General features: G+C 43.3%; 17 protein-coding genes. 14 read left to right on the top strand and 3 right to left on the bottom strand.

All coding sequences use genetic code 11. From position 1 onward, the window contains the following. Positions 1 to 35: 35 nt before the first annotated feature. Complete coding sequence (cysG, locus tag AN213_RS19605) at positions 36 to 1,457, bottom strand: siroheme synthase CysG (protein WP_054564014.1); 1,422 nt, start codon at positions 1,455 to 1,457, stop codon at positions 36 to 38. A gap of 271 nt (positions 1,458 to 1,728) precedes the next feature. Here cysG and deoC point away from each other — a divergent pair, with 271 nt between their 5' ends. From deoC to AN213_RS19590, 3 genes are read left to right on the top strand one after another with little or no spacing between them, the layout of a single operon-like run. Next, positions 1,729 to 2,472, top strand: coding sequence for a deoxyribose-phosphate aldolase (deoC, locus tag AN213_RS19600; RefSeq protein ID WP_055199433.1), 744 nt, complete (start codon positions 1,729 to 1,731; stop codon positions 2,470 to 2,472). Beyond that, positions 2,462 to 2,962, top strand: coding sequence for a hypothetical protein (locus tag AN213_RS19595; protein ID WP_054564006.1), 501 nt, complete (start codon positions 2,462 to 2,464; stop codon positions 2,960 to 2,962). Before deoC ends, AN213_RS19595 begins: the two co-directional genes overlap by 11 nt. Positions 2,963 to 2,980: 18 nt before the next feature. Beyond that, positions 2,981 to 3,829: an SPFH domain-containing protein gene (locus AN213_RS19590; protein ID WP_055199432.1), complete on the top strand. Its 849-nt coding sequence runs from the start codon at positions 2,981 to 2,983 to the stop codon at positions 3,827 to 3,829. A gap of 39 nt (positions 3,830 to 3,868) precedes the next feature. On the opposite strand, the gene AN213_RS19585 is transcribed toward AN213_RS19590, so the two are convergent. Both AN213_RS19585 and AN213_RS19580 read right to left on the bottom strand, forming a co-directional pair. After that, positions 3,869 to 5,002: a CsgG/HfaB family protein gene (locus AN213_RS19585; RefSeq protein WP_055199431.1), complete on the bottom strand. Its 1,134-nt coding sequence runs from the start codon at positions 5,000 to 5,002 to the stop codon at positions 3,869 to 3,871. Between the two features lie 125 nt (positions 5,003 to 5,127). Beyond that, positions 5,128 to 9,012 (bottom strand): two-component regulator propeller domain-containing protein, encoded by a 3,885-nt coding sequence (locus AN213_RS19580; RefSeq protein ID WP_236702942.1) that lies wholly within the window; start codon positions 9,010 to 9,012, stop codon positions 5,128 to 5,130. A 402-nt stretch (positions 9,013 to 9,414) separates the two neighbouring features. Between AN213_RS19580 and secE the strand changes: the two genes are divergently transcribed. The 11 genes from secE to fusA all read left to right on the top strand — a co-directional run bounded on the left by secE (position 9,415) and on the right by fusA (position 24,810). Then, positions 9,415 to 9,792 (top strand): preprotein translocase subunit SecE, encoded by a 378-nt coding sequence (gene secE, locus AN213_RS19575; RefSeq protein ID WP_036971579.1) that lies wholly within the window; start codon positions 9,415 to 9,417, stop codon positions 9,790 to 9,792. A 4-nt stretch (positions 9,793 to 9,796) separates the two neighbouring features. Next, on the top strand, positions 9,797 to 10,354 hold the full coding sequence (nusG, locus tag AN213_RS19570; protein WP_054554826.1) for a transcription termination/antitermination protein NusG: 558 nt from the start codon (positions 9,797 to 9,799) through the stop codon (positions 10,352 to 10,354). A gap of 215 nt (positions 10,355 to 10,569) precedes the next feature. Beyond that, positions 10,570 to 10,998 carry a 50S ribosomal protein L11 gene (gene rplK, locus AN213_RS19565; RefSeq protein ID WP_054554827.1) on the top strand — a complete coding sequence of 143 codons (429 nt, stop codon included), beginning with the start codon at positions 10,570 to 10,572 and terminating at the stop codon, positions 10,996 to 10,998. A gap of 4 nt (positions 10,999 to 11,002) precedes the next feature. Further along, complete coding sequence (rplA, locus tag AN213_RS19560) at positions 11,003 to 11,707, top strand: 50S ribosomal protein L1 (protein WP_054564002.1); 705 nt, start codon at positions 11,003 to 11,005, stop codon at positions 11,705 to 11,707. A 319-nt stretch (positions 11,708 to 12,026) separates the two neighbouring features. Further along, a complete protein-coding gene (rplJ, locus tag AN213_RS19555) occupies positions 12,027 to 12,521 on the top strand; it encodes a 50S ribosomal protein L10 (RefSeq protein ID WP_054554829.1) in 495 nt (164 codons plus the stop codon). A gap of 81 nt (positions 12,522 to 12,602) precedes the next feature. Beyond that, complete coding sequence (rplL, locus tag AN213_RS19550) at positions 12,603 to 12,965, top strand: 50S ribosomal protein L7/L12 (RefSeq protein ID WP_054554830.1); 363 nt, start codon at positions 12,603 to 12,605, stop codon at positions 12,963 to 12,965. A gap of 272 nt (positions 12,966 to 13,237) precedes the next feature. Further along, complete coding sequence (gene rpoB, locus AN213_RS19545; protein ID WP_055022150.1) at positions 13,238 to 17,263, top strand: DNA-directed RNA polymerase subunit beta; 4,026 nt, start codon at positions 13,238 to 13,240, stop codon at positions 17,261 to 17,263. A gap of 97 nt (positions 17,264 to 17,360) precedes the next feature. After that, complete coding sequence (gene rpoC / locus AN213_RS19540) at positions 17,361 to 21,533, top strand: DNA-directed RNA polymerase subunit beta' (protein WP_054564000.1); 4,173 nt, start codon at positions 17,361 to 17,363, stop codon at positions 21,531 to 21,533. A gap of 192 nt (positions 21,534 to 21,725) precedes the next feature. After that, the gene (gene rpsL / locus AN213_RS19535; protein WP_002958885.1) at positions 21,726 to 22,100 is read left to right on the top strand and encodes a 30S ribosomal protein S12; all 375 of its coding nucleotides are present in this window, start codon (positions 21,726 to 21,728) and stop codon (positions 22,098 to 22,100) included. Positions 22,101 to 22,197: 97 nt separating this feature from the next. Next, positions 22,198 to 22,668 carry a 30S ribosomal protein S7 gene (rpsG, locus tag AN213_RS19530; protein WP_054554834.1) on the top strand — a complete coding sequence of 157 codons (471 nt, stop codon included), beginning with the start codon at positions 22,198 to 22,200 and terminating at the stop codon, positions 22,666 to 22,668. Between the two features lie 27 nt (positions 22,669 to 22,695). Further along, entirely contained in the window at positions 22,696 to 24,810 is a 2,115-nt protein-coding gene (gene fusA, locus AN213_RS19525) for an elongation factor G (protein WP_054563999.1), read from the top strand. Positions 24,811 to 24,918 lie beyond the last annotated feature (108 nt).

The raw sequence follows: 24,918 nt of genomic DNA, 5'->3' as shown, positions 1-24,918 counted from the left end.
TGTTAGTCGTCCTACTAAAATGATTAAAAGTTAAATTAAGCTACGCCAGTAATTGGCTGGGCAAAGCTGCTGGTTTGCTCTGTTTGACCAAACCATGCAAGCTGATGATGCAATGATGCAACTTCGCCAATAATTAATAAGGCGGGTGAAATAATGCTATGGCGCGAAATCAAGTCGGCCAGCTCACCTAATTGCCCTGTTACCACACGTTGTTCTTTACGTGTGCCGTTTTCAATAATGGCAACGGGGGTATCTGCACCGCGGCCATGTTTTAATAGTTGTGCTTGAATATGTGGTGATTTAATCACTCCCATATAAATCGCTAAGGTCTGATTTGGCTTGGCAAGTGACTGCCAATCTAATTCTTGACCATCTTTTTTACAGTGACCCGTTACAAACTGAATAGCTTGCGCATGATCTCTGTGAGTAAGTGGAATACCAGCATAAGCGCTACAGCCTGCAGCAGCAGTAATACCCGGTACGATTTGGTAGCGAACTTTATTCGCGGCAAGAACTTGTACTTCTTCACCACCACGACCATAAATAAACGGGTCGCCACCTTTAATACGGCAAACTTTTTTGCCTTGCTTGGCAAAATCGACCAACATCTGATTGGTATCTTCTTGCGCTACGCTGTGATCGCCTAAACGTTTACCTACGCAAACTAGGTCGGCATCACGGCGTACTAAATCCATAATTTCATCAGAAACTAAGTAGTCATATACAACTACGTCGGCTTGTTGCATTAACTGTAGTGCTTTTAAGGTTAGTAGCTCAGGGTCACCTGGGCCTGCACCTACAACATACACTTCGCCTTCTGGTTCTGGCTTTGCATCTAATAATTGCTCTAACTGCGCTGTTGCAGCTTCGGTATTACCCGCTTGTACTTTGCTTACAACTGATGAATCAAATACGCCTTCCCAAAACTGACGACGATCAGCAAAGTGTTTAAAGCGTTGTTTTACTTTGTCGCGAAAGCTACCAACTAATGTAGCAAGTGGACCAATATGCTGTGGAATAAGCGTTTCAAGTTTTTCACGTAAACGACGTGCTAATACTGGCGCTGTGCCTGCGCTTGAAATTGCAATTGTGATTGGATCACGGTCAACAATTGATGGAAAAATAAAGCTGCACTTAGGTTGATCATCCACCACGTTAACGAAAATATTGCGCGCATTAGCAAGTTCGAACACATCTTTGTTAACGCTGTCTATATCAGTTGCAGCGATTACCAGCATTTGCTGATCTAAATACTGTTCTTTGAAAAAGTCGTTAATGAGTGTTACATCACCTTTCTCAGCAAGTTCTCGAAGTTCATCACAAAATTCAGGGGCGACTAGCGTCACATGAGCACGCGCTTTTAAAAATGCACGGCATTTGCGTAATGCGACATCTCCACCGCCGACTACCAGCACAGGTTTGTCGTCTAATTTGGTAAAGATTGGTAAATATTGCACTTTGTTCTCACCCCTAAAACACATCAAGAAACTGCTTATTGCAGGCAAGCAGAATATAGTGCTCTAAAAAAAGTAAAAAATAATTAAAACCAAGTTTATATAACTAAAAGTTATACCAGGTGGTTTGTTTTGGCTTAAGACTTAGTTAACAAGGGATTGCGGCGAGTTACAAGTAAATAAGCAGCCTTATGGTGATTAGTTATGATTTATAGCCGAATGATAAAAATTTGCTACTATAGGTCACTAATATGGCAACACAAATATAAGAGCTATGACTAAAATGCAAACAAGCGCTGCCCAAGCGGTGGCACTGATGGACTTAACAACTCTGAATGACAGCGACACAACAGAAACCATTAATAACTTGGTTGCCAGTATTGAGCCAACGTTAGGCATTCCTGCAGCGGTCTGTGTGTATAGCCAGTTTGTAAGCGATGCAAAGCTTGCTCTCGCTGAGCGCGAACTACAGCAAGTCAAAGTGGCTACAGTTACGAACTTTCCTAGTGGGGATGAGCCGTTAGAGCAAGTGTTAAATGAAACCCTATTTGCCATTGAACGCGGCGCTGATGAAATTGATTTAGTGATCCCCTACAAAGCGCTTATTGGTGGTGATGAGCGCAAAGTTTTAGAGTATGTCAAAGCGTCAAAAGAGGCATGTGGCACTCAAGCGCAGCTTAAAGTCATAATCGAAAGTGGCGAATTAAGCGATGACCTCATTGCAACAGCAACTAAACTAGCAATTGATGGCGGCGCGGATTTCGTTAAAACCAGTACCGGTAAAGTGACTGTAAATGCAACGCTAGCTGCAACTGACATCATGTTAAATACTATAAAAGCGAGTGGTAAAAAGGTTGGTTTTAAGGCGGCAGGCGGGGTCAGAACAGTCACCGATGCTGCTGATTATTTAGCCCTAGCTGAATCAATCATGGGTGAAGCGTACTTACAACCCGAGCTATTTCGTTTTGGCGCTTCTGGGTTATTAAAAGATGTGTATGCAACATTAAATGAATCGTGAAAGTGAACAAGAAAAAATAGCGCTCGAGCATGGCGCAGCAAAGTTGTTTTTGCGCTGTTACGAAAAGCAGTTTGGCGTAAGTATGCGTAATATTTGGCATAACACGCCAAGCAAACCAGACGTGAGTTGTTATAAGGGTGATGAACGGCTTGATATTGAAGTCGCACATTTATATGCCAGCGAAACAGAAGCAATGGCGGTGTTAGGTCGGCCGCTGTCTATCTCAATGCAACGAGATCTCGCTGAAATGGCTTTAGCACCGAGTAACGAGCGTCTGCACTGTGCTTTGTATCGCTTACTGGCACAAAAAGCTAAGAAACACTACGAGTCTACTCAGCCTTGGTTATTAATTCGAAATGCCAGTACTATATGGCATCTTGATGATTTTAAGTCAGTACTTACTCACCTTGATGTGCCTAAGCAGCATCCATTTCAACAAATTTGGTTGTTATGTGATTTTTATCGTGGTGAGTTATTACAAATTTTATAATGGAATGAGATAACAACAATGAAATTTAAACGTTCAGGGACGCAAACACTTCTATCGAGTGTTTTTCCAAGTTTAGCATTAGCAGGTTTAGTGGCTGTATCGCTCACGGCATGTACTAACCCAAGTACACCAGCGGGTGAAGAGGGTTACGTATTTGAAAAGCCGCGGGTGTTTGGTGAAGGCGGTTATCAAGGCACTATGATTGGCCCAGCTAATTACGGCATGTCACTTTGGCGTAATCAGGTGATTAATATTGATATGCGCCCGAATACGTATACTGAAGCATTTAAAATCTTAGCTAACGATGACTTAAACATTAGTTTTGATTTTCATGCGGTCATTTCAATAGAAAGCGGCTCTGTCAGAGCGGTGGTTGAGCAATACGGTGGTGAAGATTGGTATCCGCGATTTGTTCGTGAAACATTTAGAACTTATGTGCGTGATATAGTGCAGCAATACGATAGTGGTGTGTTAAAGACCAATCGCGAGAAAATAGCTTCAGAAGTAACAGCCCGGTTAAAAGCGTATTTAGAACCAACGCCATTTAAGCTCGCCAATGTCGTAGTGGGAAATATTAACTATCCGGCTATTGTTGCTAATGCTGTTGAGAAAAAGTTGGCTGCACAACAATTACTGTCTGAAAAAGAAACGCAAAAAGAAATTGCACGGAAAGATGCTGAGATACGTGTAGAAGAAGCGAAAGGTATTGCACAGGCGCAAAAAATTATTAATGCCACTTTGACGCCAAATTATCTACAACATGAAGCTATTAATGCGCAGTTAAAGATGGCTGAGTCACCTAACCATACAACAGTTTATATTCCTGTTGGTAACAATGGTGTACCACTGGTGAAAGGTACAAACTAAGGTTTTAAACAGCCAGCGGGGCACTGGCTGTTAGTTTGCTTAGTTAAATTTAAACATACTGCCAAAGCTTTCTAAACTTGATTTGTTCGTTTTGGCAATACACCCTGAATCATCAAGAGACTTTTTAGTTGTCTCATCAGCAAGGCCTGTCACTTTCAGCTTTTTTTCTTGCTGATACTCAGTGAGCGCAATCACCGTTGCTTCATCGTACTCTACGTCTTCTATTTCATATTCTTCGTAGTGAGGCTGCCTTTTCAAATAACCCAAACAAACCAAATTCAGTCGTGACATCGCTAAGTCTGTTTTTTCGTAGTAAGGCATTCTGTGAGTTGGAACACTAACCGATGCAACTGGCGCTTTAGCAGGAGCTGCAGCTGCGGTTATTTTTAGTGGTGCAGGGGCTGTATGGCCAGCTGCAATGGTGTTATCACTATTATAGCGATAATAAGTTGTTGGCACTTTTGATTCTAAAAACTCAACGGCTTTTACGATCACTTCACGCAGTGCTTTTTCTTTTGGCGTGTTTGACCAACTACTTAGATTACCACCAACGAGTGCGCCACCAAAATTGGTAGCAGCAGAGGTAAAGTCAAAATCTTTACTGCCACCTTCAACGCTGGTAGCGGCTAAAATACGTGAAGTACGCGTGTCGATTAAGCGTAAATCTATCGCCATGTGCGAACTTGAAAAACCCGCCGATACCGAGCTAAATACATCGCCGATAAAGCCACCACTGCCGACACGAGTGCCTGAGTTGTCATCGTCGAACTCTGTGACTGCGGCAACCACAACAATTTCGGCTCCCTCTATTTCACCATACGCAGCTCCTGATGCTGCACTCACACGGCCTGACACAGCAAGGTCTTGTTCTGATAATACGGCATCAAGTGCTTGTCGCTCTAAAACAATAAAGCGATTGGTGCTAACTAATGCCGTTGTGAGTTGATCGGCCATACCTTCACCAATTTCTTTACGCCACCAACGTGAATCGTTTGATTTATCAGTAAAGCGGGCAACAGCGATCCGAGCTTTTGGGCCATTGTACTGCTGCTGTGCAACTTCGTTTACATCTGGGCTATTGTTATTGCTGGTGGTTGTCGAAGTACTCTGGCATGCAGTCAGTGCTGCAGCAAGTAACGTAATCGAAATTGCTTTGTGTGTTTTGGTGAGCATATGACTTTCCTTAACTTATATCTCATGCAGTAAATAACGCCGCACTATGGGCTTTGTTGTTATTGACGTTTGTATGGATAAGCTATAAAAATCAGTGTGTTATTAATAGCACTCAGGCGAAAAATTTATTCACTGACGCGAAATTCGGCATGTTTTTGATATTTTTCTCGATACTGTTTTGGTGATAAGCCAACATAGCTTTTAAAGCTTCGGGCAAAATAGCTTTGTGAACTAAAACCTGCTTGCTCCGCTACTTGACCAATTGCTAACGCACTATCGATTAGCTGTTTTTTTGCAAACTCTAAGCGAGTATTACGCAAATAATCAGAAGGCGTTTGTGAGTACAAGGCTTTCATTTTTAGTTGCAGAGCTCGAGAGCTTAAACATAACGCAGAGGCTAGTTGCTCAACCGAGAAGCTTTCATCTTGGTAATGCGCTTGTACTATCTGCTTAAGCTTTTCTGTAAAAGAGTAATCTTTATTTTGTACTGTTACTGCCGCTGTATCGCTATTCAGAGGAGCTGCCAGTTGTGCTGTTAGGTGTTGGTTTAAAATTTGTCTCAGATTAAGCAGTCCTTTTACTCTGCTTACTAGTAGAGTCGGTTCAAAAGGTTTACTTAAAAAGTCATCAGCTAATAAATCAAGCCCTTTTAAGCGGCTGTGGGTATCTGCTTTAGCTGAAAGTAATAATACTGGGATATGGCTGGTGGCTGGGTTTGAACGCAGTGCTGTTAATAATTGATAACCATCCATATTTGGCATCATCACATCACTAATTATGAGTTCAGGCAGGTCTGTCTGGCAAAGGTCGAGAGCTTGCTGACCATCAGTTGCACAGATACAGTTAAACTCGTTATTAAATAAAGAAAGGAGCAGCTCTGCCATTTCCTCATTATCCTCAACAATCAGCAATGTCTGTTGTGAGGTATGAACTTGCATAGCGCTATTTGCTTGATTATCAGCACTTTCAATCATAGGCAATGACACAGTAAAGCAGCTACCTTCAGCGATGTTACTGCTTACACTGATAGAGCCTCCATACTTTTCAACGAGTTGTTTTACTAAGCTCAGGCCAATACCACTTCCTGGTTCTGACGATGTTAAGCGAGTAAAGCGCTGAAAAATAGACTGCTGATGCTCACTGGCAATACCCACACCGGTATCATTAATTTTAAACTGTAACGCTTGTTGCACTTCACTAAGGTGAATATCGACAGTGCCACCTGAAGGGGTGTACTTAAGTGCATTGCTTATCAGGTTACTGAAAATCGAGTGGGCATGTTCAGGAGCAAGGTTAATCTTAAGTGCTGTAGTGGTGGTGTCTGTGAAGCTAAATTGCAGCTGTTTTTGCTCATACAGAGGTCTGAAATCCGCCACTAAATCTGTTAAAAATGGCGTAATAGAATAGGGGCTGACAGTGTAAATTGCCGTGCTTGGACGTTGACTCAGTTGTAAAAGTTGATTGATGAGCTCTAGTAAGCGCTGGCAGTTACGTTTGATACTGGCTAGTTGCGTTTGAGCTTGAGAGTCTGCATTGCTTCGCTGTAACTGACTTACCGGAGCGAGTATTAAGCTAAGTGGTGTTTTGAGTTCGTGGCTGATGTTATCTAAAAACTGATCTTTTAATTTGTTTAACTCAATTTCGGTTTGCTTCTCTTGCTCTGCTAGTTTGCGCTTGTACAAGGCATTTAACACAAGCCAAGTCAGTGCTAAAGCAAACGTAAAGTAAATGCCGTAGGCTAATTTAGTTTGCCACCAAGGAGGCACAACAGTAAGTTCTAATAGCTGTGTACTGTCACTCCATTGGCCATATTGATCTTTTGCTTTTAGCAATAACTGGTAGTTACCAGCAGGCAATTGCGGGTAGTTAATTTGCCTAAGGGATGCATCGGTATATAAAAATTGCTCATCAAAGCCAGCTAGCTTGTAGCCATATTGATAATGTTTTGGAGTCGCGCCATTTTTTAATGCACTAAATTTAAAGCCGATAACCCCCGCTGATTTTGCAAACGAGAATGTCTGAGTTGCACTAGCAAGCGTATTGGTTTGCTTATCAAAATGATTACTTTTAATTGCTCGGTTATTAAGTAATAACTCAGTTAACACTGGAGTTGGGGGAGTGTGCGATAAGGTTAGTTGCTCAGGGTAAAAATGATTGTAGCCATTAATACCACCAAAAAATAACTCGCCATCGTCAGCTTGAAAGCTCGCACCCAGTATAAATGACTGGTGTTGAATACCATCTTCAGGCAAAAACTGCTGAATTTGCTGTGTGCTGGGGTTATAGCGAGTGAGTCCGCCATTGGTTGCAAGCCAAAGCGTGCCTTGTTTATCGGCAAGAATGTCAAAAACGTTGTCATTAGCTAATCCTTGCTGCTCAGTTATGTGTTTCACTGTGAGGGTATGTTTATTGACCTGATTCAAGCCTTGCATGGTGCCAACCCAAATGCTGTCTTCACTGAGTAATAAAGAGGTAACCATATTGTGGCTAAGCCCTGTCTCGCCTGAATCTTGCTCATCTAATAAACTAAATTGCTCTGTTGAGATATCGAGTTTATTGAGTCCTGCTCGGGTACCAATCCATAATGCGTGCTCTTCATTATCATAAGCCAAAGTAAATACGGTGTTGTTGGCAAGGCTATTTTGCGCATCATTGTGCTTATAGTGAGTCACCTTGGCAGAGGTGGGTTCAAAGCGGGTTAAGCCTTGGTTACTACCTAGCCAAAGTGCACCTGTTTTGTCGCTGGTAATTGCGTAAACACGATCACTGGCTAGCTGGTGGCTTTGCATGGTGAAAGTTGTAAACTCATCAAGGCTGTCTTGATACTTAATTAAACCGCCACCGTAAGTACCAATCCATAATTGCTGGTTAGCATCTTCGTGTAGGGCAAATATATTGTTATTAGGTAGGGCGTTTTTAAAGTGCTGATAACCAGACGTTGTTTTGCGGTTGAGTCCATCACGGGTGCCAACCCATACTTCACCACTGGCTCTTTTAACTATTGAACGAACAAAGTTATGGCTTAACGAATTTGCTTGAGAGGCTTTTAATTGATGAGAGAACTGTTGCTGCTTAGGATCATAGCGGTGCACACCATAGCCATCTGTGCCTAGCCAAATAACACCTTGCGAGTCTTGAAAAAGAGAAAGCAGATAGTCGCTGCTTAAGCCGTTGGGGTTTTGTTTGTCATGGCGATATTGAGTGAATCGCTCTCGTAAGTCGGCACCTGCAGGTAAAAGGTATAGACCTTGCCCGTAGCTTGTAAGCCAAAGGTTTTGCTGTTGGTCAACGAGGCTGTCTGTTACCCAGGTTCCATTAAACTGTTCGATTTTTTCACTACTTTGCGTAGCTAAATTTAATATATAAAGGCCTTTTTTAGCGCCAATAAGCAGCTTTTCGTCATTAAGCAACTTGAGATGCCAGAGCGGTACGGCGATCTGAGCATGCTGAGTAAATTGCTCAGTAATTGGATCAAATGAAATAAGCCCTTTATCTGTGGCAAGCCAAATTAGTTCATCGGTAATAACAATGTCTCGAACCAATGGCTGGGCTGATTTATAGTGAAAGTGTGTAAAGCCATTATTTGATACATCAAAACGGGTTAACTTACCGTGTTCGTGACCTAGCCAAAGAATATCATCTTTAGCTAACGCCATAGACCAGATTTTATCTTCACTCAGTCCATCATTATTAGATGTAGAGTAAGTCTCAAACAGACCGGTTTTAGGGTTGAGTCTATTAAGCCCTTTGCTTGCAGTCGAAAACCATAGCTGGTTTTTACTATCTTTAACACAGCCGGTGATCCAGTTCCCTGAAATGCTTTTATGATCGCTGTTAGCTTTAAAACGCTTAAATTCATAACCATCAAAGCGATTTAAGCCACCTTGTGTAGCAAACCATAAAAAGCCTTGCTGGTCGGTGATGCTGCAAGTGATTGAATTTTGACTCAGGCCTTGCTGACTATTAAAAGTGCCTAGGTGTAAAGAACGCGCACTAGCCTGATTAGCCATCAACAAAGTGAGGCATAACAATACAATATTAAAAGGGGATTTTAATAGCAGCACACTGATCCATGTTGTTTTATGTTCCTGTAATGGGTTTATGATAAACTGCTTTTTAATCAATGTTAATATTGATTTTTAAACGAACTGATGAGATTTTAACTAATGGGTATCTTTTACTCTTGTGTTAATGAATTGCGTAAGTATAATAGGCATCCACTTTGCAGGGGCGGTCTCCAAAACCGACGGTTGGGAGTTCGAATCTCTCCGCCCCTGCCACTTTTTACACAATGTGTGCTAAGTCTGAAATTAAAAATCGGTTTAAACAAGTCAGTTTTTAAGTTTAGATTTTAATGGATTAACCCTGCCAGAGCGCAGGGTTGTTGTGTCTGTAGTTAAGGTAAAAATATTATGAGCACGAATGTAGAAACACCATCAAGTGCGATGGATTCAGTAAAGTGGATTGTAGCAATTGCGCTACTAGCAGGCGCAGTCGTTGGTAACCACATGTATGCAGACCAATCTGTATTATTACGTGCTATTGGTGTAGTGGTTGCTGTTGCAGCTGGTTTAGGCATTGCCTCACTAACTGAAAAAGGTCGTACTTTTCTTGCGTTTGCAAAAGAAGCACGTATCGAAGTACGTAAAGTTGTGTGGCCAACTCGCCAAGAAACAACACATACGACATTAATTGTAATGGTTGCAACTGTGATTATGGCGCTTATCCTTTGGGGATTAGATGGCATTTTATTCCGCGCAGTAGGCTTTTTAACTGGATTGGAGATCTAATCCCATGTCGGATGAGAAGAACGAAAAGAAACTACGTTGGTACGTAGTACAAGCTTTCTCTGGTTACGAGAAGCGTGTAGCACAAACTATTCTTGAGCACATCAAGATCGAAGGTTTGGAAGATAGTTTTGGTGAAGTATTAGTACCAACTGAAGAAGTTGTTGAGATGCGCGCTGGCCAAAAGCGTAAATCTGAGCGTAAATTCTTCCCAGGTTACGTACTAGTTCAAATGGACATGAACGATGCAAGCTGGCACTTAGTGAACAGTACTGCACGTGTTATGGGTTTCATTGGTGGTACGTCTGATCGTCCAGCACCAATTAGCCAAAAAGAAGCTGACCGCATCTTAAACCGTCTTCAAGAGAACTCTGAAGCACCTAAGCCAGCTACATTATTCGAGCCAGGCGAAGTTGTTCGTGTTATCGATGGTCCATTTGCTGACTTCAGCGGTGTTGTTGAAGAAGTTGATTACGAGAAGAGCCGCGTGAAAGTGTCTGTTCTTATCTTCGGTCGTTCGACACCTGTTGACCTTGAATTTGGTCAAGTTGAGCAAGACAAGTAAGTAAAAAAATTAAAGCTGCCAAAATCGTTTAATATTTTGGCAATAAGCTTGAAAAAGGCCGCTGATTAACTTATAATCAGCGGCCTTTTTGTGTTAGGACAAGTTACGACTTGTTTTATCACTAAAAAGTGAGAACCAATTTTTAAACTGGGAAGCCGTTAGAGTACGCGTCCTCGCGCGCACAAGGCTATGACCCACCAAATGAGGTATTTATTATGGCTAAAAAAGTTGAAGCTATTATCAAGCTACAAGTTGCCGCTGGTATGGCTAACCCTAGTCCTCCAGTAGGTCCAGCACTAGGTCAACACGGTGTAAACATCATGGAATTCTGTAAAGCGTTCAACGCACGTACAGAATCTATCGAAAAAGGCGCTCCAGTTCCTGTAGTGATCTCTGTTTACGGTGACCGTTCTTTCACGTTCGACATGAAAACTCCACCGGCTGCTTACTTACTTAAGAAAGCTGCAGGCATCAAATCAGGTTCTGGCCGTCCTAACACTGAAAAAGTGGGTACAGTAACTCGTGCTCAACTTGAAGAAATCGTTGAGACAAAACGACCTGACCTTACAGCGGCTGATATGGACGCTGCAGTTCGCACTATCGCAGGTTCTGCGCGTGCGATGGGCTTGAACGTAGAGGACTAAGATAATGGCAAAATTAACTAAACGTATGCGTACAATCCGCGAAAAAGTGGATGTAACTAAAGATTACGAAATCAACGAAGCAGTTGCTCTTTTAAAAGAGTTAGCGACAGCTAAATTCGTAGAAAGTGTTGACGTTGCTGTTAACCTTGGTATCGATGCTCGTAAATCTGACCAAAACGTTCGTGGTGCAACTGTACTACCTAACGGTACTGGTCGTGAAGTTCGTGTTGCTGTATTCACACAAGGCGCTAACGCAGATGCTGCGAAAGAAGCTGGTGCTGAATTAGTGGGCATGGAAGATCTTGCTGAACAAGTTAAGAAAGGCGAGATGAACTTTGACGTTGTTGTTGCATCTCCAGACGCTATGCGTGTTGTTGGTCAACTAGGTCAAATCTTAGGTCCACGTGGTCTAATGCCAAACCCTAAAACTGGTACTGTAACTCCTAACGTTGCAGAAGCAGTTAAAAACGCGAAAGCAGGTCAAGTTCGTTACCGTAACGACAAGAACGGTATCATCCATACTACTATCGGTAAGGTTGATTTCACTGCTGAGCAACTTCAACAAAACCTTGAAGCTCTTATTGTTGCGCTTAAGAAGGCTAAACCTTCTCAAGCAAAAGGTACTTACGTGAAGAAAGTAACTATCTCTACAACAATGGGCGCAGGTGTTGCTGTTGACCAAAACTCTCTAAGCACAGTTGTTGCTTAATTAAGAGTTTACATGGCGCGAAATTTGAACTATAATTTTGCGCCATTTTGTTGAGAAAGTTAATTTCGAAACAAGTAAAGAATTCGGGTTGAAGTCCATAATTTCGTAATGCCTTCGGGTAAAAACGATAAATTGGGCTTCCGTCCAAGACCGTAGGCGGCTTCGGCCTTAATATTTTACCTACGTAGACGGTGTGAATCCCCAGATAGATTTTTCCTAATCTTCTGGCTCTCGCCGTAAAAAGCATCTCCATCTTTGATGGGGAAGAGTAGAACAGGGAAGCCAATTTCGGCAACCCATTAAACCAGGAGTAACACCCATGGCTTTAAATCTTCAAGGCAAAAAAGCAATTGTTGCTGAAGTCAACGAAGCAGCCACTGGTGCTCTTTCTGCAGTTGTTGCAGATTCTCGTGGTGTAACAGTTGGTGCTATCACTGCCCTTCGTAAAGAAGCTCGTGAAGCTGGTGTATGGATGAAAGTTGTTCGTAACACTTTAGCTAAACGTGCTGTTGAAGGTACAGATTTTGAGTGCCTTTCTGACTCACTTGTAGGTCCAAGCTTAATCGCTTTCTCTTCAGAGCACCCAGGTGCTGCTGCGCGTATCTTCAAAGATTTCGCGAAGAAGAACGAGAAATTCGAAGTTAAGACGGCTGCATTTGAAGGTAACGTAGTAGACGCAGCTATGCTAGCAACTCTACCTACTTACGACGAAGCTGTTGCACGCTTAATGAGCGCTATGAAAGAAGCGTCTGCAGGTAAATTGTGTAAAACAATTGAAGCAGTACGTGTACAGAAAGAAGAGCAAGCTGCTTAATTTTAAGCTGTTTTTTTGTTCACTTTCGGTGTAATATTTTTTTTGGGCTATATTTAGTCCGTAATAATTAGGAAATTTGTAATGTCTGTAACTAAAGACCAAATCCTTGATGCTATTGCTGAAATGTCAGTAATGGACGTTGTTGCTCTAGTTGAAGCAATGGAAGAAAAATTCGGCGTAACTGCAGCTGCTGCTGTTGTTGCTGGTCCTGCTGCTGAAGCAGCTGAAGAAAAGACTGAGTTCGACGTAATCCTTACTGGCGCTGGCGCTAACAAGGTTGCAGCTATCAAAGCTGTACGTGGTGCTACTGGTCTTGGCCTTAAAGAAGCTAAAGCACTTGTTGAAGCTGCTCCTGCACCTATCAAAGAAGGTGTATCTAAAGAAGAAGCTGAAGCACTTGCAAAAGACCTTACTGAAGCTGGTGCTGAAGTTGAGGTTAAGTAATCTAGCTTACGCTAGGTTCGCTGCCTGAGTAATCAGGCAAGGGCTGGTGATTATTTAATCACCGGCCTTTTTGCGCTATAGAGCGATGCAATCCTGTAACGCAAATAAAATCTAATTTTCTCTTTACTTTCAAGTTGTTACCTAGTTTGGTGTTGAAAGTGTCAGAGCAAAATAGAACAACAATTTAATGTTGTACATCTTGGCTTAGATGCCAGTTAAGTCTGTTCTTACAAGAACAGGTCGGGTCAAAGATCAGCAAGCTGAGGAACCCCATGGCTTACTCTTATTCTGAAAAGAAACGTATCCGTAAGGATTTTGGTAAACGTCCACAAGTTTTGGATATACCTTTCTTACTGTCGACGCAGTTAGAATCGTTTAAAAAATTCTTAGTCCCTGACGCTGATGGCGATCACGGTTTGGAAGCTGCTTTCCGTTCTGTGTTTCCTATCAAAAGCTACTCGGGAAATTCTGAGCTTCAATACGTAAGTTATCGTATTGGTGAGCCAGTATTCGATGTAAAAGAATGTCAAATTCGCGGTGTGACTTATTCTGCTCCACTTCGCGTAAAATTGCGTCTTGTGGTGATGGACAAAGAAGCACCAGGCACAGTTAAAGACATTAAAGAGCAAGAAGTTTACATGGGCGAAATTCCGCTCATGACTGATACCGGTACCTTTGTTATCAATGGTACAGAGCGTGTTATCGTTTCTCAGCTACACCGTAGCCCTGGTGTATTCTTTGATAACGACCGCGGTAAAACTCACTCGTCAGGTAAAGTACTTTATAACGCGCGTGTAATTCCTTACCGTGGTTCATGGTTAGACTTCGAGTTTGATGCAAAAGATAACCTTTATGTACGTATTGACCGTCGTCGTAAATTACCGGCGTCAATCATCCTACGTGCACTTGAGTACTCAACGGATGAAATCCTAGAGATATTCTTCGATACAACTGCGTTTGAAGTTGCTGACGGTAAAGTTCTTATGGAACTTGTTCCTTCACGCTTACGTGGTGAAACTGCCGCTTTTGATATCAAAGGCGAAGACGGTGAAGTCCTTGTTGAAGCGGGTCGTCGTATTACTGCGCGTCACATCAAGAACATCGAGAAAAAAGGTATTAACCAATTAGAAGTACCGCATGAGTACATCATTGGTCGTGTTGTAGCTAGAAACTATGTTGATGAGTCAACTGGTGAGATCATCGCAAACGCGAATGACGAGCTATCACTTGAGCTAATGGCTGAATTGGTTAAAGCAGGCCACACTAAGATTGATACACTATATATCAACGAAGTGGACAGCGGCGCCTACATGTCAGATACATTACGTATCGACACAACAAGCAACCGTTTAGAAGCATTAGTAGAAATTTATCGCATGATGCGCCCAGGCGAGCCACCGACGAAAGACGCGGCTGAAGCCTTATTTGATAACTTGTTCTTCTCTGACGAGCGTTACGATTTATCAACAGTTGGTCGTATGAAGTTCAATAGCCGTGTAGGTTATGACTCAGATACTGGCCCTGGCACATTATCGAAAGAAGACATCGTAGCTGTTATGAAAGTGCTTATCGCTATTCGTAACGGTGTTGGCGATGTTGATGATATCGACCACTTAGGCAACCGTCGTATCCGTAGTGTTGGCGAAATGGCTGAGAACCAATTCCGCGTTGGTCTAGTACGTGTTGAGCGTGCTGTACGTGAGCGTTTAAGCTTAGGTGACCTTGACGCTGTAATGCCACAAGATCTTATTAACGCTAAGCCTATTTCGGCTGCGGTTAAAGAGTTCTTTGGTTCATCTCAGTTATCACAGTTCATGGACCAAAATAACCCGCTTTCAGAAGTAACGCACAAGCGTCGTATTTCTGCATTAGGCCCGGGTGGTTTAACACGTGAACGCGCTGGCTTCGAGGTTCGAGACGTTCACGTAACTCACTATGGTCGTGTATGTCCAATCGAAACGCCTGAGGGTCCAAACATCGGTCTAATTAACTCATTGTCTACGTACGCACGTACGAATGACTATGGTTTCTTAGAAACACCTTACCGTAAAGTGGTAAACGGTGTAGTTACTGATGAAGTAGATTACTTATCAGCCATTGAAGAAGGTCAGTTTGTTATCGCTCAGGCGAACTCAAACTTGAACGAAAACAATGAGTTTGTTGATGAACTAATTCCATGTCGTCACAAAGGTGAATCAACCTTTATGGGCAAAATGGATCAGCAATATATGGACGTATCACCACAACAGGTGATCTCTGTAGCGGCAGCACTTATCCCGTTCCTTGAACACGATGATGCTAACCGTGCATTGATGGGTTCAAACATGCAACGTCAAGCCGTACCAACACTTATCGCGGACAAACCGCTGGTAGGTACAGGTATCGAGCTTACACTAGCGAAAGATTCTGGTGTAACTATCGTTGCTAAGCGTGGTGGTGAAGTAATGTATGCGGATGCAAGCCGCATCGTTGTAAATGTACATGAAGATGAGCGTATTCCAGGTGAAGCGGGCATCGATATTTACAACCTTACTAAATACACTCGCTCAAACCAAAATACATGTATTAACCAAAAACCAACTTGTATGGTTGGTGAGCCGGTAACACGTGGTGACGTATTAGCAGATGGTCCTTCGACTGACTTAGGTGACTTAGCACTTGGTCAAAACCTTCGCGTGGCATTCATGCCATGGAACGGTTATAACTTCGAGGATTCAATCCTATTATCAGAGCGTGTAGTTCAAGAAGATCGTCTAACGACTATCCACATTCAAGAACTACAATGTATCGCACGTGATACTAAATTAGGTCCTGAAGAGATCACAGCAGATATCCCTAACGTAGGTGAGTCTGCACTAGGCAAGCTTGATGAATCAGGCGTTGTTTATATCGGTGCTGAAGTTAAAGGCGGCGATATCCTAGTAGGTAAGGTGACTCCGAAAGGCGAAACGCAATTAACACCAGAAGAAAAGCTACTACGTGCTATCTTCGGTGAGAAAGCGTCAGACGTTAAAGACAGCTCTTTACGCGTACCAAACTCTGTAACTGGTACTGTAATCGACGTACAAGTTTTCACCCGTGATGGTGTTGAAAAAGATAAGCGTGCGTTAGAAGTTGAAGACATGCAGCTTCGCGAAGCGAAGAAAGACTTCAACGAGGAGTTCCGTATCTTAGAAGCAGGTGTATTAGACCGTGCTCGTAAGTTACTTGTTGACGCAGGTCTGAACGCAGATTCGATTGCATCACTAAATGCTGAAAAGCTGCTTACTCAAAGCCTTGCTGAAGAAGATAAGCAAGCTGAACTTGAGCAACTAGCTGCCCAGTACGATGAGCTTAAAGCTGAATACGATAAGAAGTTTGAAAACAAACGTCGTAAGATCACTCAAGGTGATGACTTAGCACCAGGCGTACTTAAGATTGTTAAAGTATACCTAGCTGTTAAACGTCGTATCCAACCGGGTGATAAGATGGCGGGTCGTCACGGTAACAAAGGTGTTATCTCGACTATCGTACCAGTAGAAGATATGCCATACGATGACAAAGGTCGTACGGTAGACATCGTTCTGAACCCGCTAGGTGTACCATCACGTATGAACATCGGTCAGATCCTAGAAACACACATGGGTCTTGCTGCACGTGGTGTGGGTGAGCGCTTAGAAGAAATGATGAAAGAGCAGCGTGAACTGCACGAAATCCGTAGCTTCGTTAAGAAAGTTTACGAATTAGGTGATTGTCGTCAGAAAGTTGATATCGACTCGTTCTCTGATGATGAAGTTCGTCGCTTAGCTGATAACTTGAAAGGTGGTTTACCGATCGCAACTCCAGCCTTTGATGGTGCTCGTGAAAGCGAAATCAAAGACTTACTAGAGCTTGGTGGTTATCCAAGAAGCGGTCAAGTTACACTTTATGATGGCCGTACTGGCGATCAGTTCGAACGTCAAGTAACTGTTGGTTACATGTACATGCTGAAACTTAACCACTTGGTTGATGACAAGATGCACGCACGTTCAACTGGTTCTTACAGCCTTGTTACTCAGCAGCCGCTGGGTGGTAAAGCTCAGTTCGGTGGCCAGCGTTTCGGTGAGATGGAGGTGTGGGCACTAGAAGCTTACGGTGCTGCATATACTCTACAAGAAATGCTAACAGTGAAATCGGATGACGTGAACGGTCGTACTAAGATGTATAAGAACATCGTAGATGGTAACCATAAGATGGAACCAGGTATGCCAGAATCGTTCAACGTATTGTTGAAAGAAATCCGCTCACTGGGTATCAACATCGAGTTGGAAGAAAATTAAGCCATTTAGGTGCGGCGTAAGCCGCACCTGTTAGGCCGAATAGAATGTAGGGGCGATTGGTTCGCCCTCAAGATTAACCTCCGACAGGAGAGCTAAGGTGAAAGACTTACTTAAGTTTCTGAAGCAACAAAATAAGACCGAAGAATTCGATGCAATTCGCATTGGTCTTGCTTCGCCAGATATGGTTCGTTCATGGTCATACGGTGAAGTAAAGAAACCTGAGACAATCAACTACCGTACTTTCAAGCCTGAGCGCGACGGCTTATTCTGTGCCCGTATTTTCGGCCCAGTGAAAGATTATGAGTGTTTATGTGGTAAATATAAGCGCCTTAAGCACCGTGGTGTTATTTGTGAAAAGTGTGGCGTTGAAGTAACGCTTACTAAAGTGCGTCGTGACCGTATGGGTCACATTGAGCTTGCGAGCCCAGTTGCGCACATTTGGTTCTTAAAATCATTACCGTCACGTATCGGCTTAATGCTAGACATGACACTTCGTGACATCGAGCGCGTACTTTACTTCGAATCATTCGTAGTAACTGAGCCTGGTATGACAACGCTTGAGCGTGGTCAGCTTTTAGGTGAAGAAGAGTACCTAGATGCACTAGAAGAGCACGGTGATGAGTTTGAAGCGAAGATGGGTGCAGAAGCAGTATTAGACTTGCTTCGTGAACTTGATCTTGGCCAATTAATTGCTGAAATGCGTGAAGAGTTACCTACAATTAACTCTGAAACTAAGCGTAAGAAGATCACTAAACGTCTTAAATTAATGGAATCTTTCCACCAATCAGGTAACAACCCTGAGTGGATGATCATGACAGTACTTCCAGTACTTCCGCCTGATCTACGTCCATTAGTACCACTAGACGGTGGTCGTTTTGCGACTTCTGATCTGAATGACCTTTACCGTCGTGTTATTAACCGTAATAACCGTCTTAAGCGTCTATTAGATCTAGCAGCACCAGACATTATCGTACGCAACGAAAAACGTATGTTACAAGAAGCGGTAGATGCGCTACTTGATAACGGTCGTCGCGGTCGTGCGATCACAGGTTCTAACAAACGTCCTCTTAAATCGCTTGCTGATATGATCAAAGGTAAGCAAGGTCGTTTCCGTCAGAACTTACTTGGTAAACGTGTAGATTACTCTGGCCGTTCTGTAATCACAGTAGGTCCTACGCTTAAACTACACCAGTGTGGTCTTCCTAAGAAGATGGCACTTGAGCTATTCAAACCATTTATCTACGGCAAACTAGAGCGTCGCGGCATGGCTACGACTATCAAAGCAGCTAAGAAGATGGTTGAGCGTGAAGTGGCAGAAGTATGGGATGTATTAGACGAAGTAATTCGTGAACATCCAGTATTACTTAACCGTGCACCAACACTTCACCGTTTGGGTATCCAAGCGTTCGAACCTGTGCTTATCGAAGGTAAAGCGATCCATTTACACCCATTAGTTTGTGCGGCGTACAACGCTGACTTCGATGGTGACCAAATGGCGGTACACGTACCGTTAACGCTTGAAGCACAGTTAGAAGCACGTGCTCTAATGATGTCTACAAACAACATCCTATCTCCAGCGAATGGTGAGCCAATCATCGTTCCTTCACAGGACGTTGTATTAGGTCTTTACTACATGACTCGTGATCGCATCAATGCGAAAGGCGAAGGTACTGTATTTAAAGATCCTAAAGAAGCTGAAAAAGCATACCGCAGTGGTAATGCTGAGCTACATGCGCGCGTGAAAGTACGTATTAGCGAAACAGTTAACAATGAAGAAGGTGAAGCAGTTGAGCAAGTATCTATTGTTGAAACAACAGTAGGTCGTGCAATTCTTTCACTAATTCTACCTAAAGGCATGCCGTTTGAGTTAATCAACCAAGCCCTAGGTAAGAAACAAATTTCTGGCTTATTAAACGAGTGTTACCGTCGTCTAGGTCTTAAAGATACCGTTATCTTTGCTGACCAAGTAATGTACACAGGTTTCCACTACGCGATGAAGTCAGGTGTTTCAATCGGTATTGATGACTTAGTTATCCCACCGGTTAAAGCAGAAATCATTGAATCAGCGGAAGCTGAAGTAACTGAAATCAACCAACAATTCCAATCAGGTCTTGTAACGGCTGGTGAAAAGTACAACAAAGTTATCGATATCTGGTCACGTGTAAATGAAAACTTATCACGTGAGATGATGGCGAACTTATCAAAAGACACTGTAATCAACGCTAAAGGCGAAGAAGAAGAGCAATCTTCATTTAACTCAGTGTTTATGATGGCAGACTCAGGTGCACGTGGTAGCGCCGCTCAGATCCGTCAGTTAGCGGGTATGCGTGGTCTAATGGCACGTCCAGATGGTTCAATCATCGAGACACCAATCACGGCGAACTTCCGTGAAGGTCTAAACGTACTACAGTACTTCATCTCAACGCACGGTGCGCGTAAAGGTCTTGCCGATACAGCACTTAAAACAGCAAACTCGGGTTACTTAACGCGTCGTCTAGTAGACGTTGCACAAGACTTAGTAATCAACGAAGACGACTGTGGCACAGAAGATGGCTTAACAATGAAACCGCTTATCGAAGGTGGTGACGTTGTAGAAGCACTTCGTGAGCGTGTACTAGGTCGTGTTGTTGCTGAAGATGTATTAATTCCAAATACTAACGAAGTACTTGTTAAGCGTAACATCATGCTTGACGAAAAACTGTGTGACCTTTTAGAAGAGCACTCAGTGGATGAAGTACGCGTTCGTTCAGTAATCACTTGTGATAATGACTTTGGTGTATGTGCTAAGTGTTACGGTCGTGACCTTGCGCGTGGCCACATCATCAATCCAGGTGAGTCAGTAGGTGTTATCGCGGCACAATCAATCGGTGAGCCGGGTACACAGCTTACGATGCGTACCTTCCACATCGGTGGTGCGGCATCTCGAGCGTCTGCTGAAAACAGTGTACAAGTTAAAACTAACGGTACATTGAAGTTACACAATGCGAAGTACGTATTAAACACAGACGGTAAGATTGTTATCACGTCTCGTTCAACAGAGATCACTATCATCGATAGCTTTGGTCGTGAGAAAGAGCGTTATAAAGTACCTTACGGTGCGGTGTTAGCAGTACAAGATAATGCAGAAGTTCAAGGTAACGACATCGTTGCTACTTGGGACCCGCATAGTCACCCAATCGTTCTTGAGCACAAGTCAAAAATCTCGTTCAGCGACATTGATGACTCAAATACCGAAGCACAAACAGACGAGTTAACTGGTTTAACACGTGTGGTTGTTAAAGACTTAGGTAAAGCGAATGCGAAAGAACCTAAACTAATCATCGAAAGCGATGAGCGTGGTCTGCAAGAAACACGTCTTCCTTCATTCACAACGATTGAAGTAACAGACGGCGCAACTGCAAACCCAGGTGACGTACTTGCACGTATTCCGCAAGAAGGTTCGAAGACTCGTGATATCACGGGTGGTCTACCTCGCGTAGCTGACTTATTCGAAGCACGTAAGCCGAAAGATCCTGCAATCCTTGCAGAAATCACAGGTACTATCAGCTTCGGTAAAGAAACAAAAGGTAAGAAGCGTCTTGTAATCACTCCAGCTGAGGGTGACGCATACGAAGAGATGATCCCTAAATGGCGTCAACTTAACGTGTTCGAAGGTGAGCAAGTGTCTAAAGGTGAGGTTATCGCCGATGGTCCTGAGTCACCACATGACATCTTACGCCTACGTGGTGTAACTCATGTAGCTAACTACATCGTTAACGAAGTGCAAGAGGTTTACCGCTTGCAAGGCGTTAAGATCAATGACAAGCACATTGAGACAATTATTCGTCAGATGCTACGTAAATGTATCATCCTTGACGGCGGTGACACTGAGTTCTTAGCCGGTGAACAAGTTGAAGTAGCACGCGTTAATATTTCTAACCGTGAACTTGAGAAACAAGGCAAGATCCCAGCGAAGTTTGAAATCCAGTTAATGGGTATCACTAAAGCGTCACTTGCAACAGAATCTTTCATTTCTGCAGCATCGTTCCAGGAGACAACTCGTGTCCTAACTGAAGCCGCTGTAAATGGTAAGAGCGATGAGCTTCGTGGTCTGAAAGAAAACGTAATCGTGGGTCGTCTGATCCCAGCTGGTACAGGCTTTGCGTATCACCAAGACCGTTTAAACCGTCGCAAGCAAGGTGAAATCGTTGAAGAGCAAACAGTAAGCGCTGAAGAGGCAACTCAAGCACTAACTGACGCACTAAACGCAGATATCTCTGGAAACCAATAATCTCAACTTAATCAATAGATTAAGAAATCGTAAGGCAGTTATCTTCTGCCTTACGATGAGTTAAGGTTGACAGGTTAAACTTTGCTCATTAAAATTCCGCCACCCATTTGCCTGCACGTTTTGTAACGAGCATGTAAACAGGGCGGATTTTTTATTTTTTCAGTAGTAATTTTAATTTCAGGAGCTATTTAAATGGCAACTATTAACCAGCTAGTGCGTAAGCCACGTCGTAGCAAAGTTACTAAAAGTAACTCAGCTGCACTTAAAGCTTGTCCGCAAAAGCGTGGTGTATGTACTCGTGTATATACAACTACACCTAAGAAACCAAACTCTGCATTACGTAAAGTAGCGCGTGTTCGTTTAACTAACGGTTTCGAAGTAACATCTTACATTGGTGGTGAAGGCCACAACTTACAAGAGCACAGTGTAATCCTAATCCGTGGTGGTCGTGTTAAAGATTTACCAGGTGTGCGTTTCCACACTGTACGTGGTGCACTTGACTGTGCAGGCGTTAGCGACCGTCGTCAAGCTCGTTCTAAATACGGTGCTAAACGCCCTAAGGGCTAATGGTTCTCCGTTAGTAAGGCCAAGCACTAAATTTTTAAATTAATTGTTTTGGGTATTGACTCTAAAAGAGCAAACCTGAAGATACCGGAGATACAAAATGCCTAGAAGACGCGTAATAGGTCAACGTAAAATTCTTCCAGATCCTAAGTTCGGATCGGAACTTCTTGCTAAATTCGTTAACGTAGTAATGTTAGACGGCAAGAAATCTACTGCTGAAAAAATCGTTTATGGTGCGTTAGACGTGGCTGCTGAGAAATCAGGCAAGTCGCACCTTGAAATCTTTGAAGCTGCACTTGAAAACGTTCGCCCACAGGTAGAGGTTAAATCTCGCCGTGTTGGTGGTTCAACGTACCAAGTACCAGTTGAAGTACGTCCAGTACGTCGCAACGCATTAGGTATGCGTTGGTTAGTAGACGCTGCACGTAAGCGTGGCGAAAAATCTATGGGCTTACGTTTAGCTCAAGAAATCGTTGACGCTGCTGACAACAAAGGCACTGCGGTTAAGAAACGTGAAGACGTTCACCGTATGGCTGAAGCGAATAAAGCATTCGCTCATTACCGTTGGTAATCTGCCCTTAACCTTTAAGAGGATCATATGGCACGTACAACTCCACTTGAGCGCTATCGCAATATCGGTATTTGCGCTCACGTAGATGCAGGTAAAACCACTACAACAGAACGTGTTCTGTTCTACACGGGTCTTTCTCATAAGATCGGTGAAGTACATGATGGTGCTGCAACTATGGATTGGATGGAGCAGGAACAAGAGCGTGGTATCACAATCACTTCTGCTGCAACAACGTGTTTCTGGAAAGGGATGGACGCTCAATTTGACGACCATCGCATCAATATCATTGATACGCCAGGACACGTAGATTTCACTATCGAAGTAGAGCGTTCTTTACGCGTACTAGATGGTGCGGTAGTTGTTCTTTGTGCTTCATCTGGTGTACAGCCGCAAACTGAGACAGTTTGGCGTCAAGCGAACAAATACGAAGTTCCTCGCATGATCTTCGTAAACAAAATGGATCGCACTGGCGCTGACTTCTTAACAGTTGTGGACCAGGTGAAATCTCGTCTTGGAGCAACGCCTGTTCCAATTCAGCTACCAATTGGTGCTGAAGACGACTTTAAAGGTGTTATTGACCTTATTAAGATGAAAGCCATTAACTGGAATGCCGAAGATCAAGGCATGACTTTCACTTATGAGGACATTCCGGCAGAGCTTCTGGAGCTTGCAGAAGAATGGCGTTCTCACATGGTTGAGAGCGCTGCTGAAGCATCAGAAGAACTAATGGACAAATATCTAGAAGGTGAAGACCTGACCGAAGCTGAAATTAAAGCAGCTTTACGTCAGCGCACATTAGCAAACGAAATTGTTCCAATGACGTGTGGTAGTGCATTTAAGAATAAGGGTGTTCAAGCTGTGCTTGATGCTGTTATCGAATATATGCCTGCGCCAACACAAGTGAAACAAATCCAAGGTATCGTTGAAGATGGTACTGAGGAAGAACGTCCTGCTGATGACAACGCACCGTTTGCCGCACTTGCTTTTAAGATTGCGACAGACCCGTTCGTTGGCACCTTGACCTTCTTCCGTGTTTACTCTGGTACTGTTAAACAGGGTGATGCGGTATATAATCCAGTTAAAAGTAAGCGTGAGCGACTTGGTCGTATCGTTCAGATGCATTCAAACTCACGTGAAGAGATCAAAGTAGTCTACGCAGGCGACATCGCAGCGGCTATTGGTCTTAAAGACGTAACAACAGGTGAGACACTGTGTGATCCGAACTCAATTATTACGCTTGAGCGTATGGAGTTCCCAGAGCCAGTTATCTCTGTTGCGGTTGAGCCTCGCACAGTAGCTGACCAAGATAAGATGGGTATCGCGTTAGGTAAACTAGCGGCAGAAGATCCATCTTTCAGAGTACAAACTGACGAAGAATCAGGCCAGACTATTATTTCTGGCATGGGTGAACTTCACCTTGATATCATTGTCGACCGTATGAAACGTGAATTCAGTGTTGAATGTAACGTTGGTAAGCCGCAGGTAGCATACCGTGAAGCAATCCGTTCAGCTGTTGAAGTTGAAGGGAAGTTCGTACGTCAATCAGGTGGTCGTGGTCAATATGGTCACGTCTGGCTTAAACTTGAACCGATGGATATTTCGGATGATGAAGCGCCAACTTACGAGTTCGTTAACGAAATCGTTGGTGGTGCTGTTCCTAAAGAATACATCCCTGCGGTAGACAAAGGCATCCAAGAGCAAATGTCTCAAGGTGTGCTTGCTGGCTACCCATTACTTGGCGTTAAAGCGACTCTATATGATGGTTCATTCCATGATGTAGACTCGAATGAAATGGCATTTAAGATTGCAGGTTCAATGGCGATGAAGAAAGGTGCGCTTGAAGCAAACCCAGCTCTTCTAGAACCAGTAATGAAGGTTGAAGTTATCACTCCTGAAGAAAACATGGGTGATGTAGTTGGTGACTTAAACCGTCGCCGCGGCATGATCGAAGGCATGGAAGAAGCATTCGGTGGTCTTAAGCAAATTAATGCGCAAGTACCACTTTCTGAAATGTTTGGTTATGCAACTGATCTGCGATCTGCAACACAAGGCCGTGCATCTTACTCTATGGAGTTTTTGAAGTATGCAGAAGCCGCTAAAAACGTTGCAGATGCAATAATTGCAGCTCGCGCTGTTATATGATTTAGCTTGTCTGGCCCAATAGTGGGTCAGGCGTTAATTTCTTTATAGGAATTTTTTAAGATGGCAAAAGAAAAGTTTGAACGCGTAAAACCGCACGTAAACGTTGGT

This window comes from Pseudoalteromonas sp. P1-8, assembly GCF_001399985.1.
Lineage (GTDB): Bacteria > Pseudomonadota > Gammaproteobacteria > Enterobacterales > Alteromonadaceae > Pseudoalteromonas.
Note: the sequence above shows the minus strand (reverse complement) of the source record. Positions and strands in the feature narration are given on the sequence as shown.

Coding starts and splice junctions, on each gene's coding strand:
- deoC (WP_055199433.1), top strand. CDS start 1,729: ATGACTAAAATGCAAACAAGCGCTGCCCAAGCGGTGGCACTGATGGAC.
- AN213_RS19595 (WP_054564006.1), top strand. CDS start 2,462: ATGAATCGTGAAAGTGAACAAGAAAAAATAGCGCTCGAGCATGGCGCA.
- AN213_RS19590 (WP_055199432.1), top strand. CDS start 2,981: ATGAAATTTAAACGTTCAGGGACGCAAACACTTCTATCGAGTGTTTTT.
- AN213_RS19585 (WP_055199431.1), bottom strand. CDS start 5,002: ATGCTCACCAAAACACACAAAGCAATTTCGATTACGTTACTTGCTGCA.
- AN213_RS19580 (WP_236702942.1), bottom strand. CDS start 9,012: ATGGCTAATCAGGCTAGTGCGCGTTCTTTACACCTAGGCACTTTTAAT.
- secE (WP_036971579.1), top strand. CDS start 9,415: ATGAGCACGAATGTAGAAACACCATCAAGTGCGATGGATTCAGTAAAG.
- nusG (WP_054554826.1), top strand. CDS start 9,797: ATGTCGGATGAGAAGAACGAAAAGAAACTACGTTGGTACGTAGTACAA.
- rplK (WP_054554827.1), top strand. CDS start 10,570: ATGGCTAAAAAAGTTGAAGCTATTATCAAGCTACAAGTTGCCGCTGGT.
- rplA (WP_054564002.1), top strand. CDS start 11,003: ATGGCAAAATTAACTAAACGTATGCGTACAATCCGCGAAAAAGTGGAT.
- rplJ (WP_054554829.1), top strand. CDS start 12,027: ATGGCTTTAAATCTTCAAGGCAAAAAAGCAATTGTTGCTGAAGTCAAC.
- rplL (WP_054554830.1), top strand. CDS start 12,603: ATGTCTGTAACTAAAGACCAAATCCTTGATGCTATTGCTGAAATGTCA.
- rpoB (WP_055022150.1), top strand. CDS start 13,238: ATGGCTTACTCTTATTCTGAAAAGAAACGTATCCGTAAGGATTTTGGT.
- rpsL (WP_002958885.1), top strand. CDS start 21,726: ATGGCAACTATTAACCAGCTAGTGCGTAAGCCACGTCGTAGCAAAGTT.
- rpsG (WP_054554834.1), top strand. CDS start 22,198: ATGCCTAGAAGACGCGTAATAGGTCAACGTAAAATTCTTCCAGATCCT.
- fusA (WP_054563999.1), top strand. CDS start 22,696: ATGGCACGTACAACTCCACTTGAGCGCTATCGCAATATCGGTATTTGC.